Here is a 16,943-nt window from a genome sequence, read left to right on the forward strand (position 1 = left end):
TGAAAACCACGGGGGAACCCTGTTTGGAACACTACAAAAACAATAAAAAACACCATTTTCATTTTCTCGGCTGTCTGTGCCTGTGCCTGGCGCTGTCGACATCCTCTCCGGCCGCCAAGGCCGAGGGCTCGACAAGTCGCCAGGATGATATCCAGGAGATGAGAACGCTGGCGACATCGGTGACAGCGAACGTGCTGGTCTATTTCAATCTCATCAATGGTACCCCCTACGATATCGGCAATGGCGAAGCCTACAGGCGTGACATGTCGCACCTGCTGAAACTGTCCAGACAGCTTGGCCACGGCCCGATCACCGAGCAGGCCCAGCTCTTGGGCACAGCCATCGCCGATCTGGAGAACCTGCCGCAGTCCGGAACTGAAGCGCGCTCGGCGCTGCCGGCCTATGCCCGCTGGTTGCCCCCGGTTATCGACGCCCATGCTCAGTTCGACAGCTCGCTCAGTGCCCTCTACGACAGCTTGGCGCCAACATCGGAGATTCGCCGTGCACTGCATGACCTCAGCCATGATATCGGCCATCTGCTGCTTGACTATCAGCGGGCATCCTTCCCCTACCTGTCCACCGTCTGGCTTCCCGACGACCAGGCCATTGTCGCGCTGAATGCCTCGCTGGAACACCGGTTCGCCGCGCTATCAGCGCAGGATGCCAGGCTGGCGCAGGCCCTGGAGGGGCCGGTTCGGAATTATCACTTCGTACGCCAGCGCCTGCTCACACCCGGACCCGGACCCGGACAATGGGCCCCGAATGCCGTCGAGCGTTACCTGATGCGGGCCATGCAGGCGCTGGATGCGGAGGCACGACATTGAACTGTAGCAAGTGGCGCCATCAGTCATCGGCGGGCAGCAGTACGCTGGCCTCGCCGACCACTTTCAGCTCCCCGGCCTGGCAGGTCACACGCACCTCTACTCGCGCCAGCCGTTCCCCGTCATGCTCGGCCATGTCGACAATCTCGCCACTGCATACCAGCGCGGTACCCAACTCCACCCTGCTGACGAAACGCACGCCAAACCGGCAAATCCGCGATTGCGGTATCCAGTCGGTGAGAAAACGGCCAAGGTAGGCCATCGACAGCATGCCGTGGGCAAAGACATCAGGCAGCCCGGCCCGCCGGGCAAAGTCGCTGTCGATATGCACCGGGTTGTGGTCACTGGATGCGCCCGCGTACAGCGCCAGCGTGGTTCGGTCGAGGGGAGCTAACCGCAATGGTTGCGGGCCAGCAGGGTTGTCAGTGGGCTGGTCGCGTTCGATCCGGCTCATGCCGACCTCCTGTCATTGCGCTGCACACCCACACAACGCAGATCGGCAATATGCACGCCCGTGTTGGCATCGGTGACCCGCGTTTCACGTACGAAGAACTCCAAAGCCCCGTCACGTCGGCTGTAAATGTCACTCAGGCGCGGCTCGAAGGTGAGCACATCGCCGGCGCAGGCCATCCGGTGATAGACGAACGACTGTTCGCCATGCAGCAGACGCCCCAGGTCCATATCGAGCAGCCGTTGCAGCGCCCAGGGATCGGGGGAGTCGTTCTCCAGGCAGAACAGAAATGTTGGCGGCACCGGAATATGTCGATAGCCGGCATTTCGCGCCGCGGTCTCGTCCAGATAGACCGGATCGAGTTGCCCCGTGGCCTTGGCGAAAAATCGCAAACGGCCCTTTTCCACCTCGACGCTGTGCGGCGTCAGGCAATGGCCAATCAGAGTCCTGTCCAGCATGCTGTTCCCCATCATGATAGCTGCGGACGCGCTTTCCAGTTGGCGAAGGGATTGAAAATGAAGTCGTCGATATTGCTTGCAAAGGCTTCGGTCAATTCCATATGGAAGCCGAGCCTTGGCATCAGATCGACGATCCGCTGCGGAGCGAGATTTTCCGGAACGTTTTCGCTACCGACCAGCTTGCCGAAATCGAGCGAGAAACTGCGCAGATCCTGCACACCTTGTCGCGTCAGCACCGCTACGGTCTCGGGCATGTCGCGCACCAACCAGGTGATGTTGTGAATGGCACGGCCTCTCCTCGCAAGCAGTTGCGCCCATGAGGAATCTTCCGTCTTCGGACGGCAGTATTGAAGAACCACATCACCCAGATTCACATGAACGATATCGAGCGAACCCAAGCTGCCGAGAAACTCGGCGAAGCGGCTCTCGACCTTCCCGGAGCCAAACACCCGACGTAACAGGCCACAGGGGTCGTCCAGATCGTCAACGGCGAGTTCGACATGCAGAAGGGGAGACAAATTACCAAAAAGCGCGGCGCCCGGCTGCTCATCATCGCCCGCGACCTTCGAGCTGCCAATGGCGCCCTCGATCAGTTCGAGGTTGAAGCCGAGGCGGTCCATCGTCGCAAACACACAGACCGGCGCCTCGACCGAACCGGTGGCGGTCTGCAACGCAATTCTCGAGCGTTCGAGGATAGCAATGCCTTCCTGCGCGAACTCAATCACCATGGACTCAAGATCGTCGACGAAAAACGCAAGGCTATGAACCTGTGGACCTTGCTCCCTGAGCAGCCGATGAAGTCGTCCGCCCGCCGGCTCTGGCTGGACGAACTGCAGCGTGACATCGCCGAGCCCCACGTGCAGTATCCGCGCCGAACTCGTCAGATGGAAAGACGAGGACGCCCGCACCAACCCCGAGGCGGCAAAAACCTCGCCGAGCAACCGTACCGCGTCGCCCGCGTCACCCACAATTGCACTGATATGGCTTAGAACCGAAAGTTGTACTGGCATGCACCCTCCTTTACCCAGCTTGGTGTTATTCATTCGCGCCGCATAGCCAGACCTGCCGGCCAAACGCCGCCCGTAGGCGGCTTAATCACATCGCCAGGCACGAGCACTCGCCTACTTCGCAGTACCGTAACGAGGTGGGCGTTTTTCGATAAACGCCGTCATGGCTTCGCGGAAGTCCTCACCATGGGCGCACAGGGTCTGGTTGCGATCTTCCATGGCGATCACCGCTTCCAGGCTCGGGCCGTCGATGGCATGGCCCAGCACCTCCTTGGTCAGGCGCAGCCCCAGAGGAGCGGTTCTGAGCATATCCTCGATCAGGGCATTGGCTTCCCCATCGAGTTGTTCCGGCTCGACCACGCGACTAACCAGCCCCAGTTCGCAAGCGCGCCGCGCGTCGATGAAGCGCCCGGTCAGCATGTATTCCGCAGCGGCCGAACTGCCGACCATACGCGGCAGGAAATAGCTGAGCCCCATGTCGCAGGCGCTAAAGCCGATACGGATGAACGCGGCGTTCAGGCGCAGGGTGGGTGTGGCGATACGCACATCCGTCGCTAGGGCCAGGGCAAAACCGCCGCCGCAGGCGGGACCGTTGAGCAAACCAATGATCGGTTGCGGGCAGCGGCGCATGGCGATGACGATATCGCGGTAGCGGCGGGTAGATGCCAACCCCTCCGACACCGAAAGCGTCGTGGTCTGCGCAGCGTGTTCCGTGAGGTCGAGTCCGGCACAGAAAGCCCGACCCGCACCGCGCATGACCACGACCCGGATATCCTCGCGCACGTACAAGCCGGTGAAGAGGCGTCCCAGCTCGTCGACCAGTTCGAGGTTCAGCGCATTCAGGGCTTGCGGTCGGTTCAGCGTGACCCAGAGCACAGGGCCTCGCTCGTCCAGTTCGAGACAGTTGTATGTCATATTTTTTGCTGCCTCCATACCTTGTTTGCTGCTCAAGTCGTGCGCCTGGCCTTGTCGGCGGAATTGCGTTCGTCGATGAGTTGGCGGGTACGCCGCCAGTCTTCGTCGGTCAAGCTGGTCAGCTTGGCGAAGTTACCGCCGGTCGCCGGGTACAGCCCGCCGTCGATCACGATGGTTTCGCCATTGATGTAGTCGGAGCCCGGTGCCATCAGGTAGACCGCCAGGTTCGCCAGCTCGGACATCTCCCCGGCGCGTTGCATGGGCACATCGTCGCCGGGTTTGGCGGCCCCGGTGGGATCCAACCTGGCGGCAGCACTCTCGGTGGGAAAGACCCCCGGCGCGATGGCATTGACGCGTATGCCACGGCCACCCCATTCGACCGCAAGGGATTGCGTCATCGCATTCAGACCGGCTTTCGACATGGCAGAGGGCACGGTGAACGCCGAACCGTTCCAGACCCAGGTGACCAGCGTCGACAGGACGTTGGCGTGCTGGCCCGCCGCCAGCCAGCGCTTGCCGCACTCCAGCGTGACATAGAAGGAGCCGTGGAAGACGATATTGGCAATCGCGTCGAAGGCCCGGGGAGACAAGTCTTCGGTACGGCTGACGAAGTTCCCGGCGGCGTTGTTGATCAGGCCGGTCAGCGCGCCGCCGTCGGTCCAGATGCTGTCGAGCATGGCCGCGATGGCCTCGGGCTGGCGGATGTCGCAGGTCAGAGCCACTACCTTGCCGCCATGCCGCGCCATCAACTCGGTGGCAGTCTGTTCGACCACGTCTCCACGACGCCCGCAGATATAAACCTCGCTACCCAGCAGCAGAAAGGCTTCGGCCATGACCCGCCCCAGCCCCGTCCCGCCACCGGTGATCAGGATGCGCTGCCCGCGCATCAGCCCCGGTTTGAACATCAAGTCGTCAAGCAGCATTGGTGCCTCCTCTCATTGCTCATGCACAGGCATTCAGGATCAACGCTCGAAGACAGGGGCGCGCTTCTCGAAGAACGCCTTCACGCCCTCCTTGAAGGCAGGTGCGTCCAGCAGTTCGCGCTGCCGATCCCGTTCATAGCCGAGCTGGGCCACCAGGTCCTGGCTATCAGCCGCATCCAGCGCGCGACGCGCTTCGAGGGCACTACGCGGCGGTGCCTGGGCCAGCCGCCCGGCAATCCTTCTCGCCTCGTCCAGCAACACATCATCCTCGACACAGGCCCAGATCAGTCCCCATTCCCGCGCTTTCTCCGCCGACAAGCGGTCGCCCAGCAGCAGCAAACCAAGACTTCGTGCACGCCCGATCCGTTGCGGCAGAAACCAGCTTGCGCCCATGTCCGGCACAATGCCCAGACGTGGCAGAAACGGTGTGAGAAAATAGGCCGAGCGTGTGGCAATCACGATGTCCGCCGCCAGCGCCAGAGCCATTCCCCCACCAGCGGCAACGCCATTCACGGCGGCCACCACCGGCAGAGGAAACTGCTGCAATGCCAGAATGAGCGGATTGGCGAGCGCATCCATGGTCACCGCAGCACGCTCGCCGAGGGACCTGCCATCGACATCGACGGCATCCATTTTTCCGAGGTCGGCGCCGGAGCAGAATGCCTGCCCCGCACCGGTGAGAATCAATGCCCACGCATCATCCTGTGTGCACAGCCACTCCAGCGCTTCGATCATTTCCCCCAGGGTAGCCTCCGACAGACTGTTCTGGCTGTCGGGATGGTTCAGCGTCAGCGTGGCGATATGATCGGAAATGTCCACATTGATCGTCGAGAACGTCATAGCGGTGTCTCCTCAATCAGGATGGCGTTCAGGGCGTGAGCGCGCCGAGCAGCTCCGATACGTCCTCAACCTCGTCCAGGTCCGTGCACAGCTCGACGAGCCTGTTCAGCTTGGCTTCCGACAACGGCACGGCGGCATAGGCTGCGCATTTCCAGAGCTTCTGCTGCAAGTCATCCCAGCTCATCGGGTTATTGGTGTGCCCCAGCACATAGGGGGTGCTCTGCCGGAACACCCGTCCGTCCTGCAGCGTAATCTCGACGCTGAAGCCCTCGAACTGATCCGTTATCGCAGGATCGGTCTCTACGGTGATTTTCTGCATCAGCTCCCGCTTGTCCGCCCGATTGACTTCCTCGATGGTGAAGTCGCCGAGGAAAACATCTCCGCCGATGATCGCGGTCGCCACCGTGTAGGGCGTGCTGTACAAGGCCTCACCGCAGGTTTTCGGGTTCCATTTCGCGTCTTTCGGCTCGATGGTCATCCGCGCCCCATCGCTGCCAATGCACAGCACGCTGGCAATATCCCGGTAGTCGAGCTGATCACGCCGCATGATTTCGATGGCGCCGGAGATGAACGAGTGGGTGTATTTGCAGGCTGAATAGGGCTTCAGCGACAGCCCTTCGGCGTAGATCCAGCGCTTGCCCAGATCCTCGGTCAGTATTTCCGGGCGGACGTCGCTCCAGCCGATATGCCGGAACGATCCTCCCGGCACACCGAGGAAGATCCCTTTTGGCCCCGTCACCCCCTTGCGCGTAAGCAGCGCCGCCTTGATCGCGGTCTCGCCGGCAAAGGCATGCTGGACACGCGCCATCTGCGTGCCCTCGGCGTACTTCTGCATTTCCGACATGCCGTGGTTCGAATAGGTAATCCCCAGGGCATTCCAGGTCTCCTCGACGCTCAGGCCGAGCAGCCGCGCTACCGAGGCCGTGGCGCAAAGAGGCCCCATGTACTCGCCGGGCACGCCAAAAGAAGCATGAGAAGTGCCATTTATTGCCGTATTGACCCGGACACCCAGCTCACCGCCGGTCACATAAGCGGCGAGAAATTCCCGGCCCGTTACCGGCCTGTCGGCGATGCCCAGCGCGGCGAGCATGGCGGGGATATTCCATTCGGTGACATGCCCGCCGGTCACATGCACGTCACCCATATCGATGCCGCGGGCCATGACGCCGTTGGCGAACGCCGCCTGCGGCGCCGGTACCCGGTGACCGTATACGAGGATCGGGCTTTGCGGCGCGCCGCCCCACTCCACCACCTGCTCCACGATCTGCGGGCTGACTTCCCATTTGGAGCCAGCGATGGTGACGGCCAGGGTGTCGAGAATCGCCTTTTTCGCCAGCTCGATCACCTCGGTCGGAATATCCTCGAATGCCGTGGTAACCACCATCTCGGCCAGTTTGCCAGCAGGATCCTGTTCAGGTTTGATCGGTTCGAATGTATTCATTGTAATCTCCACAAGTAAGTCTGAAGGATCAACTCCACTGTGCGACAAGCACCGCGCTATCTCGTGGCCCCGATACGCACCATCATTTTGCCCCGGTTCGTACCATGGAGCAGGTCAATCAGGGCCTTTGGTGCATTCTCCAGCCCCTCGACAATATCCATGCTGGGATTGAGTTGGCCATGGCGGATCCAGTTCGACAGAGTCCTCTCGGCGGCTTTGCGCTGCTTGTAAAAATCCATAACCAGAAAGCCTTCCATACGAATGCGTTTAGCCACCAGCACACCTGGCACCCCGCTCGGGCCACCGCCCCAGTCCGCCTGGTTGTACTGCGACACCGCGCCGCAACAGGCCACACGGCCATGCGCGTTCATCAGGCTCAGGCTAACTTCCAGAATTTCGCCGCCGGTATTGTCGAAGTACACATCTATCCCATCGGGGCAGGCCGCCTTCAAAGCCTCGCGAAGATTGCCGGCCTTGTAATCGACGGCGGCGTCGACCCCTAGCTCTTCAGTCAACCAGCGACACTTCTCCGCCCCTCCGGCAACGGCCACTACTCGGCAACCAGCGATCCTGGCGATCTGAACCGCGATACAACCAACCGCCCCTGCAGCGCCCGACACCACTACGGTTTCTCCCGGTCGGGGTCTGCCGACTTCGAGCAGGCCAAAGTAAGCGGTAAGGCCGGTGATGCCAAGAACGCCGATCAGATGCTCCAGTGACTCGTTCTTGTTCCTCACCCGAACGCTTTCTGGCGTGACCAGTGCGAAATCCTGCCAACCCAGATCACCGTCTACCAGATCACCGGGCGCCAGGTCGGGGACATTGGACTCCATGACTTCACCGATGCCGAAAGCCGCCATGACCTCGCCAGGCTGCAATTGGGGACGGTAAGTGCGGGTCATCATCCAGGCGCGTTGCGCGGGGTCAACTGACAGCCCGCGCAGGCGCACCAGCGCCTGGCCGGGGCCGGGAACAGGAATTGATGTTTCCTGCAAGCGAAAGTGTTCGAGCCCAACCGCCCCGGTCGGGCGTTGCGCGTATATCCATTGGCGATTGACATCGGTTGCGGGCATCTTCTGCCTCCTTGTTGTTCGTGAGAAAAACTACCAATCATCAGTTCAGCCTGACAGTCCTTCCGCCTTGCCGATGATCTCCTTCATGATTTCATTGGTGCCGCCGAAGATCCGCATGATCCGCGCATCCGCCCAGGCCCGAGCAATGGGGAACTCGGTCATGTAGCCGTAACCGCCAAACAGCTGCAGGCATTGGTCCATGAGACGTCCCTGCAGATCGGTACACCACCACTTGGCCATGGCCGCCTGCTCAGCGGTCAGTTCTTTCGTAAGGTGCAAAGTTGTACACCTGTCAATGAAAATCTGGGCGATCTCGATTTCCGTGCGCAACCCCGCCAGCACTTGGCGCGATTGCTGGAAGGTGCCTATCGGCTTGCCGAAAGCGATGCGTTCCTTAACATAAGCGAGCGTCCACTCCAAAGCTGCGCGAGATGAAGCCACCGCAGAGTTGGCGATGCTCAGTCGTTCCTGGGGCAGGTTCGTCATCATGTGCACGAAGCCCTGATTTTCCGTGCCAATCAGGTTGTCGCAGGGGACGCGCACATCGTTGAAGAACAGTTCGGCGGTATCCTGAGCATGCTGACCGAGCTTTTCCAGATTACGCCCGCGCTCGAACCCCGGCATGCCACGCTCAATACCGAGCAGACTGATACCACCATGACGGTTGCCGGGATCGGTCTTGACAGCGGTCAGAACCAAGTCGGCATTAATGCCATTGGTGATGAAAGTCTTGGAGCCATTCACCACATAGGCATCGCCATCCAACCGCGCAGTGGTACGCAGGGCTGCCAGGTCGGAACCCACACTGGGCTCGGTCATACCGATGGCGGTAATCAGCCTGCCAGCAACCATGTCGGGGAACCAGCGACGCTTCTGCTCCTCAGTGGAATAATCCAGGAAATAAGGCAAGGCGACGTCGTTGATCAGGGCAATGCCCGAGGCCAAGGCGGTCATTCCCAAGGCCAAGCACTCCTCGGTCAGCACCAGGCTGAAGCGGAAGTCGTCCAACCCCTGCCCGCCGTACTCCTCAGGTACCGCCATGCATAGGTAACCACTGTCCCCCAATCCTTCGAACACTTCATGGGGGACGATGCCGTCACGCTCCCATTGCGCATAGTGTGGCTGGATTTCCTTGAGTAGGAAGCGGCGAAAGCCCTCGCGAACCGCACCGTGGTCCTCGTCGAAAAGCTCGCGTTTGAAACGGTTGTTGGCTTCTCTGGACATTCAGTTCTTCCCTTCCTCGCCGTACATAGTCTCGATATCATCGGCATATTTTTTCAGGATCGCCTGACGGCGGATTTTCATAGTCGCCGTTACGGCCTCCGAGCCCGGTGCCCATTCGCCACCGACGATCTGAAACTTCTTGATTTGCTCAACCCGGCTCAGTTGCTGGTTGGCTCGCGACACCTCCTCCTCCACCGCCTTGCGCACTTCGGGGAGTTCGCACAGGGATGCCACCGGCAGGTGTTCCATGGCCCATGCCCATAGATGCACGGAGTCGATGGTAAGCAAAGCGGTGTTATAGTTGCGGCCATCCCCTACCACTACCGCCTGGGAAATCAGGCTGCCTGAGTTGGTCAAAGCGCCTTCGATGCTTGATGGCGACATGTTCTTGCCAAAGGAGTTGATGATGATGTCCTTCTTGCGGTCGACGATGCGAAAGTAACCATCGGCGTCCACGGTTCCGATGTCACCGGTGTGTAACCAGCCATCAGCATCCTTGACCTCAGCGGTGGCCTCCGGCTGCTTGCGGTAGCCGCGCATGATTCCGGCATGGCGAATAAGCACCTCACCATCCTCGGCCAGTTTCACCTCAACACCCGGCTGCGCCTTACCTACAGTGCCGATGCGGATCTTACCCTTCGGACTGCGTGTGCCCAAAGCAGCCGATTCGGTCATGCCATAGGCTTCGTCCAGCAGCAAGCCGATGGCGTGGAAGAACTCCACCAAGACCCTCGGCGCCATAGTGCCGCCTGAACCAACGAACAGTCCGTCCGCATCCAGGCCCAGTGAATGGCGCACCGGGGCAAAGAACTTGGCATCAGCTTCCGCACAGGCCTGCTCCAGCGCTGCCGGTACCGGTTGGTCCGCCTGCTCCAGATGCACCTTCTCCAATGATTGCTGCAGTGCCTGTTGCACTTCCAGGCGGATATCCTCAGGCAAGGTCGCCCATTGAGATTCAATGCCCTGTTTGATCTTCTCCCAGAGCCGTGGTGGAGAGAAGAAGATATGCGGGCGCACCTGCTTAACTGCGGCCATGATGTTTGCAGTGTCGTCGCAATAAGTGATGGTACAGCCGTTGAGTACAGGCAGATAATGCCCGGCGACCCGCTCGGTGGTATGGGCCGTTGGCAGCCACGACAATATCCGCTGCCCAGGGAAGTACCTTAGCCAGTATTCAACGATGGTGGCAAAGGCGATCACACTAGAATGCGGCAGCTCCACCCCCTTGGCCGGCCCAGTGGTTCCCGAGGTATACACGATGGTCGCCAGATCGTCGGGCCGTACCGAGGCTACCGAGGTCTCGAAGTCGAAGTCCTCTGCGCCGTTTTTCTCCACTTCGGTCCAATCGATAGTGCCCGCACCGCCACCTCCTTCGAGCAGCACAACGGTGGACAGTGCCGGCCATTCCTGTTGCGCACCCTGTACCTGATCAAGAAAGGCACGCTCGCACAGCACGATCGTGGCGTCCGAATTGTCCAATAGAGGCACTATTTGTGCCGCCGGCAAGGTGGCATAGATTGAGAAAGGCGTCGCGCCGAGACTCATTACGGCCAGATCAGCGAAGAGAAATTCTGGCCGATTCTTCAGCATCAGCGCTACCGTGTCGCCACGGCTCACGCCAAGCTGGCTCAGGCCCGCGGCCAAAGCCTCGACGTGTTCACGCACCTGTTGCCAGGTCAGGCGAATGCTGCCGTCGAGACTGTTGACGGCCAAGCTGTCACCATATTGTTCGACCGTACGAAGAAACCCCTTCACCACTGTCTCCGAGTGTCGGGGTGGGATGGATGCAGCAGACTTCTCACGCTGCGTTACGGTGGGTTCCATGACCTATCCTCTTGTTCTTATCTGATTGTCTTCACCGAAATGAGCGGCACATCCATGATCTTGGACCGGAAGTCGATCCCGGTCCGGAGAGACCGCTCAAAGCAGTCCCGAGAAACGGGTTCAGTTATACCGAAACCCGGTCCCGGTACTGGCCAAAGTTCGGGGCGCGCTTCTCTGCGAAGGCCGTCACACCCTCCTTGGCTTCCGGTGTATCGCCGAAGTTGAGCAGACCTGTGGAGGCCACACTGCCGGTAGCGACGAAATGTTCGGTATCAGTATTCAATGATTGTTTCAGGAAACGCAGCGCAGTGGGTGACATCACCAGCATTTCATCAGCCCATTTACGTACTTCCGATTTCAGCTGATCGGCAGGGACCACAGCATTAACCAGCCCCCAGCGCTCCGCAGTGGCGGCATCGTATTGGCGGCACATGAACCAGATTTCCCGGGCGCGTTTCTCACCGACGATACGCGCCAATATGCCGGTGCCCCAACCAGCGTCAAAAGAGCCAACGCGCGGACCATTCTGGCCGAAGCGCGCGTGTTCGGCGGCGATGGACATATCGCACAATACATGCAGTACGTGCCCGCCGCCGATGGCGAGGCCATTGACAGCAGCAATTACCGGTTTGGGGATATCACGGATGACCCGCTGCAGGGCGAGAATTTCAAACAGTCCGCTTTCCGACTGACCGTAGCTGCCCGTCTCGGCCCGCTCCTTCTGGTCCCCCCCGGCACAAAAGGCGCGGTCACCGGCACCAGTGAGGCAGACAACACCAACCTCGGGGTCAGCCCACGCGCGTTTGAAGCATTTGACCAGCTCATCCACTGTCTCAGCGCGAAATGCATTCAAGCGTTTCTCACGGTTGATGGTAATGGTGGCCAGACCGTTATCGACTTCGTAACTGATATCCTGGAACTCCATGGTGTTTCCTCTTTCATTCGTCTAGTAGATGCCGCGCTGAAGGCCCGGCGGAGTGATGGGAACAGCGCTTAGTGCAGCTGCAGCGCATCGGCCAACCGTTCCCGGTAAGTACGCGCAGAGCCCAGCAATTCCTGATTGAGCTTGACGCGCTTGTAGAACAGTTGCAGATCATGCTCCCAGGTGTAGCCAATGGCACCATGTAACATCAGCGCCCGATCGGCCGTACGCACAGCGGCGTCAGTAGCGAACGCCTTGGCTATCCAAGCTTGTTGCACACCGTCCTCCTGACCTTCCTGCAAGGCCCAGGCTGCGTAATAGATGCCCGAATGAGCAGCTTCAAGTTCAACCAGAATTTCGGCGGCCGCATGCTTGACTGCCTGGAACGAACCGACCACTACGCCGAACTGGACCCGCTGGCCGACGTACTCGACAGTCATATCGAGCATGCGCCGCGCCGCGCCGAGGGACTCCGCAGCGATCAGCAGCGCCATGACGGCGTTGACTTCCCGCGCTGCATCCCGCGGCAAACGACCCAGGTGCCTGGCTTGGACATCCTGCAGGTGTACATCGCCGAAGCGGCGGGTACGGTCGATCAGGCGTCGCGACCGAATCTCGACTCCAGGCGCATCTGCCGGCAACAGCCAGAGCTCCAAACCATCGTCGGCCGGGATGGGCACCAGCAACTGGCTAGCACCAGGGGCTTCCAGCACCATCGGCACGATGCCGGACAGACACTCCCCGCTTACCTGAACCTGGCTTGCCCCCTGATCGGCGGGCCTACCAGCATTGACGCACAGAGCAACCGTCGCCTTGCCCTCAAGCAGCCCATGCAGCTGTTCAACACCATCTGGAATACGCGAGGCAAATCCCAAGACACCCGCTCCGGCGAGCAAACTCCCGCTCGGCGCGACGCTGCGACCCAACACCTCGAACATCAGTGTCTGCTCAATCAGGCCGCCCCCCTGGCCACCCACCTCCTCCCCAACGCCGATACCCGCCCAGGCATTGCGTGCCACAAACTCATCGAATGGCAACAGGTTCTCGCCCTCGACCCAGCACCGAACCTTGTCCAGCCCCGCCTCGCGCTGCAAAGCGGCATGAATCATGTCGTGCAGCATTTCCTGTTCTTCGCTGAAAGCAAATCGCATCGTCGTTCGCCCCATCAGTCGCGCTTCATTCCAAGAACACGCTCAGCCAAGATGTTACGCTGAATGAACGTGGTCCCACCGGCAATGCTCGTTCCACGGGCCTGGTAAGCCAGCCGCAACCATCTGGCCCTGGCAGGATCCGCATCATTGGGTTCCTCCTGACCTTCGATTCCGATCACCGAAAGCGCGAAATCGCAGATATCCTCAACCAACGGCGTAATGAACAGCTTGGCTGTTGAAGCCTCCGGGCCAGGCGCCCCACCTTCCGCGAGGGTGCTCAGAATGCGTTTGCCGGTAATACGCTGCAGCGTCATCCGCCCGTAAAGCTCGGCCACTTTTTGACGTATGAAAGCGTCCTGGCCCAGGGCACGCCCATCAGGGTCCTTGGTGTTCTTGACTAGCGCTATCAGCTCTTTGAGAAGGCGTAAGGTATTAACCCGGCCGGTGGCGATTGCCGCGCGCTCGTAACCCAACGTCGACATTGCGACCTTCCAGCCTCCACCCAGCGGGCCTACAAGAAGCTCATCCGGCACATAAGCACCATCGAGAAACACCTCGTTGAACTCAGCGCCGCCCAGCATCTGCCGTAACGGTCGCACCTCGACGCCAGATTGGCGCATGGGCAGGATAAAAAAGCTGATCCCACGGTGCCGTTCACCTTCACCGGTACGCGCCAGCAGAATGGCATATTCGGCCACTTGGGCAGCGCTGGTCCAAACCTTCTGGCCGTGAATGCGCCAGCCCCCCCCGTCACGCACAGCACGAGTGGTCAGCGAGGCAAGGTCGGAACCGGCCCCCGGCTCGGAAAAGAGCTGGCACCAGAGATCTTCGCCGGTCAGGATGCGGTCGAGGAAACGGTTTTTCTGAGTGCTAGTGCCATGCTCAATCAGCGTCGGTCCGGCAAATCCGGCACTGATCACATCGAGCCGATCGGGCGCCCCGGCGCGGTCGCACTCCTCATAGAAGATGGCTTGCTGCAACACGCTCGCCCCACGCCCGCCATACTCACGCGGCCAGGCCAGGCCCGCATAACCAGCATCGTGCAGCCGACGCTGCCAGGGCCGCCACCATTCAACGCGTTCCTCCAGCCTGTCCGGTGCCTGTCCGAGGACAGGCACTTCCCTTTCCAGCCAGGTTCGTACTTCATCACGAAAGAGGGCATCCACCCGCGAATCTCGGAAATCCATGATCAGCGCCCCTTCCAGACTGGCTGGCGCTTTTCAGCGAAGGCGCTGGCACCCTCGCGCGCATCCTCGGTGTCGAGGGCTGGCAGGCCTAGCCGATCCTGCAGCTCCCAACCGCCCTCTTCATCCAAATCCAGTGCCCCACGCACGATGGCCTTGGACGCCCGGACGGCCAGCGGCGCGTTGTCCGCCACCCGCCGCGCCAGCAGCAATGCCCGTTCCAGCGCTTGGCCAGGTTCGCACAGCTCGTTCACCAAGCCGATTTCGTAGGCACGTTCGGCGTCGATGTAATCACCAGTAATAGCCAGATACATCGCGACCTGATAAGGAATACGCTTGGGCAGGCGGATCAGGCCGCCCGCCGCCGCCACCAGTCCACGCTTGGGTTCCGGCACACCCAGTTTGGCACCCCGTGCCGCCACAATCAGATCACAAGATAAAGCTATCTCAAGTCCGCCAGCCACGGCGAAGCCTTCGATTGCCGCGATCAGCGGCTTTTCCGGTGGTTTACGTGTAATTCCGGCAAACCCGCGCTCCGTGGCCGGTACATCGTTTTGCAGATAGGCCTTGAGATCCATCCCGGCGCAAAAGGCTTTGCTGCTACCGGTGATCACGCCAATGCGCAACGACGGATCATTATCGAGTTCATCCATGGCAGCGGAGACAACGCATGCCAGGGCTCCATTCACTGCGTTGCTTTCCGCCGGCCGGTTGAGACGAACGATCAAAATACCATCATCACGTGTCACACAGACTGGAGCATCGTCAAGTACGGAAGCATTCATCTTAAGCTTTTCCTCTCAGTGGAATCCGAATCAAGCCCTGGACAAGCCCGGGCCAGCGACTCAAGGACCATTCTGCTTTATTGCCCTCAACCCACCATCGTCCAAAGCGACATACTTGCCATAGCGGCCCTATGCTCATTTTTTGCCGGTGTAGGAATCGGGCCAGTGCACACGGGCGATATCGCCATCGCTACGGAACGCATGGCAGCTGTCGATCAGCTTTTCCGGCTTGCGGATACTGATCGGCACCTCGACACCCTGCGCCGCATTGCGAATCTGCGCCGCCCACAGGGTCTGCATCGCAGTGGTCGCCAACGGACCGAGCAGGTCGCTCAGGTGCGTACAGCCCAGGCGTCCGGCGAACAGCCGCTTCACCTCGGCGGAGAAGCCTGTACCGATGCGCAGTCCGAGCAGTTGCCGGTAAGCCCCGGCGATATCCCGGCATTCTGGTGAAGGCCCATGAGCGGTCAGCGCTTCGATTGCGCGGATGATCGCATCCCGGTCCACCGTGATGCGCAGTCCCATCTGATGAAGGGGCTCATTCGGGGCCAGGGTGGAACCGAAGGGCAGCGGCACGGGTGAGGAGCGGATATCGAGCAAACTCGCCTCGATATCCCACAGACCGTCTTCGCGCTCGTAACCTTCGCAACGAATGTCACGGCGATGCAACAACGCCCTCTTCACCGGCTGACTGAAGTCCATGCCCCCTCCTCGCCGATGGCCAGCTCAATAGGATTTCGGCAGGCCCAGCGCCCGCTCAGCGATATGGCACAGCACCAGCTCGTGGCTGACCGGACCAATCAGTCCCATGATCGCTTCGCGGTAGTAGCGCTCGACATGGAACTCCTTGGCGTAACCGAAGCCACCGTGGGTACGCACCGCGCGCGCCGCCGACTCGAAGTAAGCATCACCGCCCAAGTACTTCGCCATATTGGCCTCGAGCCCGCAGGGCTTTCCCTGGTCATATAGGCTTGCCGCCTTGAACATCATGGTTTCCGCCGCCTGCAAGCGGATCCAGCAATCCGCCAGCGGATGCTGGATACCTTGGTTCTTGCCGATCGGGCGACCGAACACGATACGTTCCTTGGCGTACTGGGCTGCCATGTCGATCACCGCCTGGCCGGCGCCGATATTGGTCCCGGCGATCAACACCCGCTCCGGATTCAGGCCATGCAACAGATACTCGAAGCCTTTTCCCTCCTCACCGATGCGATCCTCGACCGGAATCTCCAGGCCATCGATGAACAGCTCGTTGGAGTCAACGGCGTTGCGGCCCATCTTGGGAATCTCCCGCACCGTGACCTTGCTGCGGTCCAGGTCGGTATAGAACAGAGTCAGGCCGTCGGTGGGTCGCTTCGCGTCCTCGAACTTGGTGGTGCGGGTAACCAGCAGGATCTTGTTGGCAATCTGCGCAGTGGAGATCCATACCTTGGAACCATGGACCACATAGCGGTCACCCTTACGCTCGGCGAAGGTCTTAATATGAGTGGTGTCGAGCCCGACGTTGGGTTCGGTGACGCCGAAGCAAGTGCGATCCTTGCCTGCAATCAGCGGCGGCAGGAATCGCGCCTTCTGCTCCGCCGTGCCGAACACCACCACCGGATGCGGCCCGAACATATTGATGTGCACCGCCGAGGAGGCGTTTGCGCCCAATCGCGAAATGCGCTTGATGATGATTGCTGCCTCGGTGATGCCCAAACCGGCTCCGCCATATTCCTGGGGCATGGTCACGCCCATCCAGCCAGCTTTTACAAGATCGTCAACGAACTCCTGGGGAAAGCGCTTTTCGTTCTCGGCGCGCAGCCAGTAATTGGCGTCATAGGCATCGCAGATGGCACCGATGGCTTCTTCAATAGCCCGCTGATCATCATTCAACGAAAAGTCCATTGTGTATTCCTCAATAAGTGATTTTTTGTTTTTCCAG

At 60.4% G+C, this 16,943-nt stretch carries 17 protein-coding genes; 1 reads left to right on the forward strand and 16 read right to left on the reverse strand.

From position 1 onward, the window contains the following. The first annotated feature begins 23 nt into the window (after positions 1-23). Positions 24-824 (forward strand): hypothetical protein, encoded by an 801-nt coding sequence (locus FHK95_RS13715; protein WP_235906785.1) that lies wholly within the window; start codon positions 24-26, stop codon positions 822-824. Positions 825-843: 19 nt separating this feature from the next. On the opposite strand, the gene FHK95_RS13720 is transcribed toward FHK95_RS13715, so the two are convergent. The 16 genes from FHK95_RS13720 to FHK95_RS13795 form a co-directional block, all read right to left on the reverse strand. Further along, complete coding sequence (locus FHK95_RS13720; protein WP_150305198.1) at positions 844-1,275, reverse strand: MaoC/PaaZ C-terminal domain-containing protein; 432 nt, start codon at positions 1,273-1,275, stop codon at positions 844-846. Beyond that, positions 1,272-1,730 carry a MaoC family dehydratase N-terminal domain-containing protein gene (locus FHK95_RS13725; RefSeq protein ID WP_150305199.1) on the reverse strand — a complete coding sequence of 153 codons (459 nt, stop codon included), beginning with the start codon at positions 1,728-1,730 and terminating at the stop codon, positions 1,272-1,274. Before FHK95_RS13725 ends, FHK95_RS13720 begins: the two co-directional genes overlap by 4 nt. An 11-nt stretch (positions 1,731-1,741) precedes the next feature. Beyond that, the gene (locus FHK95_RS13730; RefSeq protein ID WP_150305200.1) at positions 1,742-2,740 is read right to left on the reverse strand and encodes a VOC family protein; all 999 of its coding nucleotides are present in this window, start codon (positions 2,738-2,740) and stop codon (positions 1,742-1,744) included. A 111-nt stretch (positions 2,741-2,851) separates the two neighbouring features. Next, positions 2,852-3,652, reverse strand: coding sequence for an enoyl-CoA hydratase/isomerase family protein (locus FHK95_RS13735; protein ID WP_150305201.1), 801 nt, complete (start codon positions 3,650-3,652; stop codon positions 2,852-2,854). A 32-nt stretch (positions 3,653-3,684) separates the two neighbouring features. After that, on the reverse strand, positions 3,685-4,575 hold the full coding sequence (locus tag FHK95_RS13740) for an SDR family oxidoreductase (protein ID WP_150305202.1): 891 nt from the start codon (positions 4,573-4,575) through the stop codon (positions 3,685-3,687). A gap of 39 nt (positions 4,576-4,614) precedes the next feature. Continuing rightward, entirely contained in the window at positions 4,615-5,415 is an 801-nt protein-coding gene (locus FHK95_RS13745) for an enoyl-CoA hydratase-related protein (RefSeq protein ID WP_150305203.1), read from the reverse strand. Between the two features lie 28 nt (positions 5,416-5,443). After that, a complete protein-coding gene (locus FHK95_RS13750; RefSeq protein ID WP_206668578.1) occupies positions 5,444-6,856 on the reverse strand; it encodes an MmgE/PrpD family protein in 1,413 nt (470 codons plus the stop codon). Positions 6,857-6,912: 56 nt separating this feature from the next. Next, positions 6,913-7,929: an NADP-dependent oxidoreductase gene (locus tag FHK95_RS13755; RefSeq protein ID WP_150305204.1), complete on the reverse strand. Its 1,017-nt coding sequence runs from the start codon at positions 7,927-7,929 to the stop codon at positions 6,913-6,915. 45 nt (positions 7,930-7,974) lie between these two features. Then, positions 7,975-9,153: an acyl-CoA dehydrogenase family protein gene (locus tag FHK95_RS13760; RefSeq protein WP_150305205.1), complete on the reverse strand. Its 1,179-nt coding sequence runs from the start codon at positions 9,151-9,153 to the stop codon at positions 7,975-7,977. Then, positions 9,154-10,977, reverse strand: coding sequence for an AMP-dependent synthetase/ligase (locus FHK95_RS13765; protein WP_150305206.1), 1,824 nt, complete (start codon positions 10,975-10,977; stop codon positions 9,154-9,156). Between the two features lie 124 nt (positions 10,978-11,101). Further along, positions 11,102-11,902, reverse strand: a complete 801-nt coding sequence (locus FHK95_RS13770) for an enoyl-CoA hydratase-related protein (RefSeq protein WP_150305207.1) — start codon at positions 11,900-11,902, stop codon at positions 11,102-11,104. Between the two features lie 68 nt (positions 11,903-11,970). Continuing rightward, positions 11,971-13,050: an acyl-CoA dehydrogenase family protein gene (locus tag FHK95_RS13775; protein WP_178114794.1), complete on the reverse strand. Its 1,080-nt coding sequence runs from the start codon at positions 13,048-13,050 to the stop codon at positions 11,971-11,973. A 14-nt stretch (positions 13,051-13,064) separates the two neighbouring features. Then, the gene (locus tag FHK95_RS13780; protein ID WP_150305209.1) at positions 13,065-14,237 is read right to left on the reverse strand and encodes an acyl-CoA dehydrogenase family protein; all 1,173 of its coding nucleotides are present in this window, start codon (positions 14,235-14,237) and stop codon (positions 13,065-13,067) included. A gap of 2 nt (positions 14,238-14,239) precedes the next feature. Further along, positions 14,240-15,019 carry a crotonase/enoyl-CoA hydratase family protein gene (locus FHK95_RS13785; protein WP_150305210.1) on the reverse strand — a complete coding sequence of 260 codons (780 nt, stop codon included), beginning with the start codon at positions 15,017-15,019 and terminating at the stop codon, positions 14,240-14,242. Between the two features lie 135 nt (positions 15,020-15,154). Next, on the reverse strand, positions 15,155-15,721 hold the full coding sequence (locus tag FHK95_RS13790; RefSeq protein ID WP_150305211.1) for a DUF2889 domain-containing protein: 567 nt from the start codon (positions 15,719-15,721) through the stop codon (positions 15,155-15,157). A gap of 24 nt (positions 15,722-15,745) precedes the next feature. Then, positions 15,746-16,906, reverse strand: a complete 1,161-nt coding sequence (locus tag FHK95_RS13795) for an acyl-CoA dehydrogenase family protein (RefSeq protein WP_150305212.1) — start codon at positions 16,904-16,906, stop codon at positions 15,746-15,748. Positions 16,907-16,943 lie beyond the last annotated feature (37 nt).

Source organism: Pseudomonas saliphila, from assembly GCF_008638345.1.
Classification (GTDB): Bacteria; Pseudomonadota; Gammaproteobacteria; order Pseudomonadales; family Pseudomonadaceae; genus Halopseudomonas; species Halopseudomonas saliphila.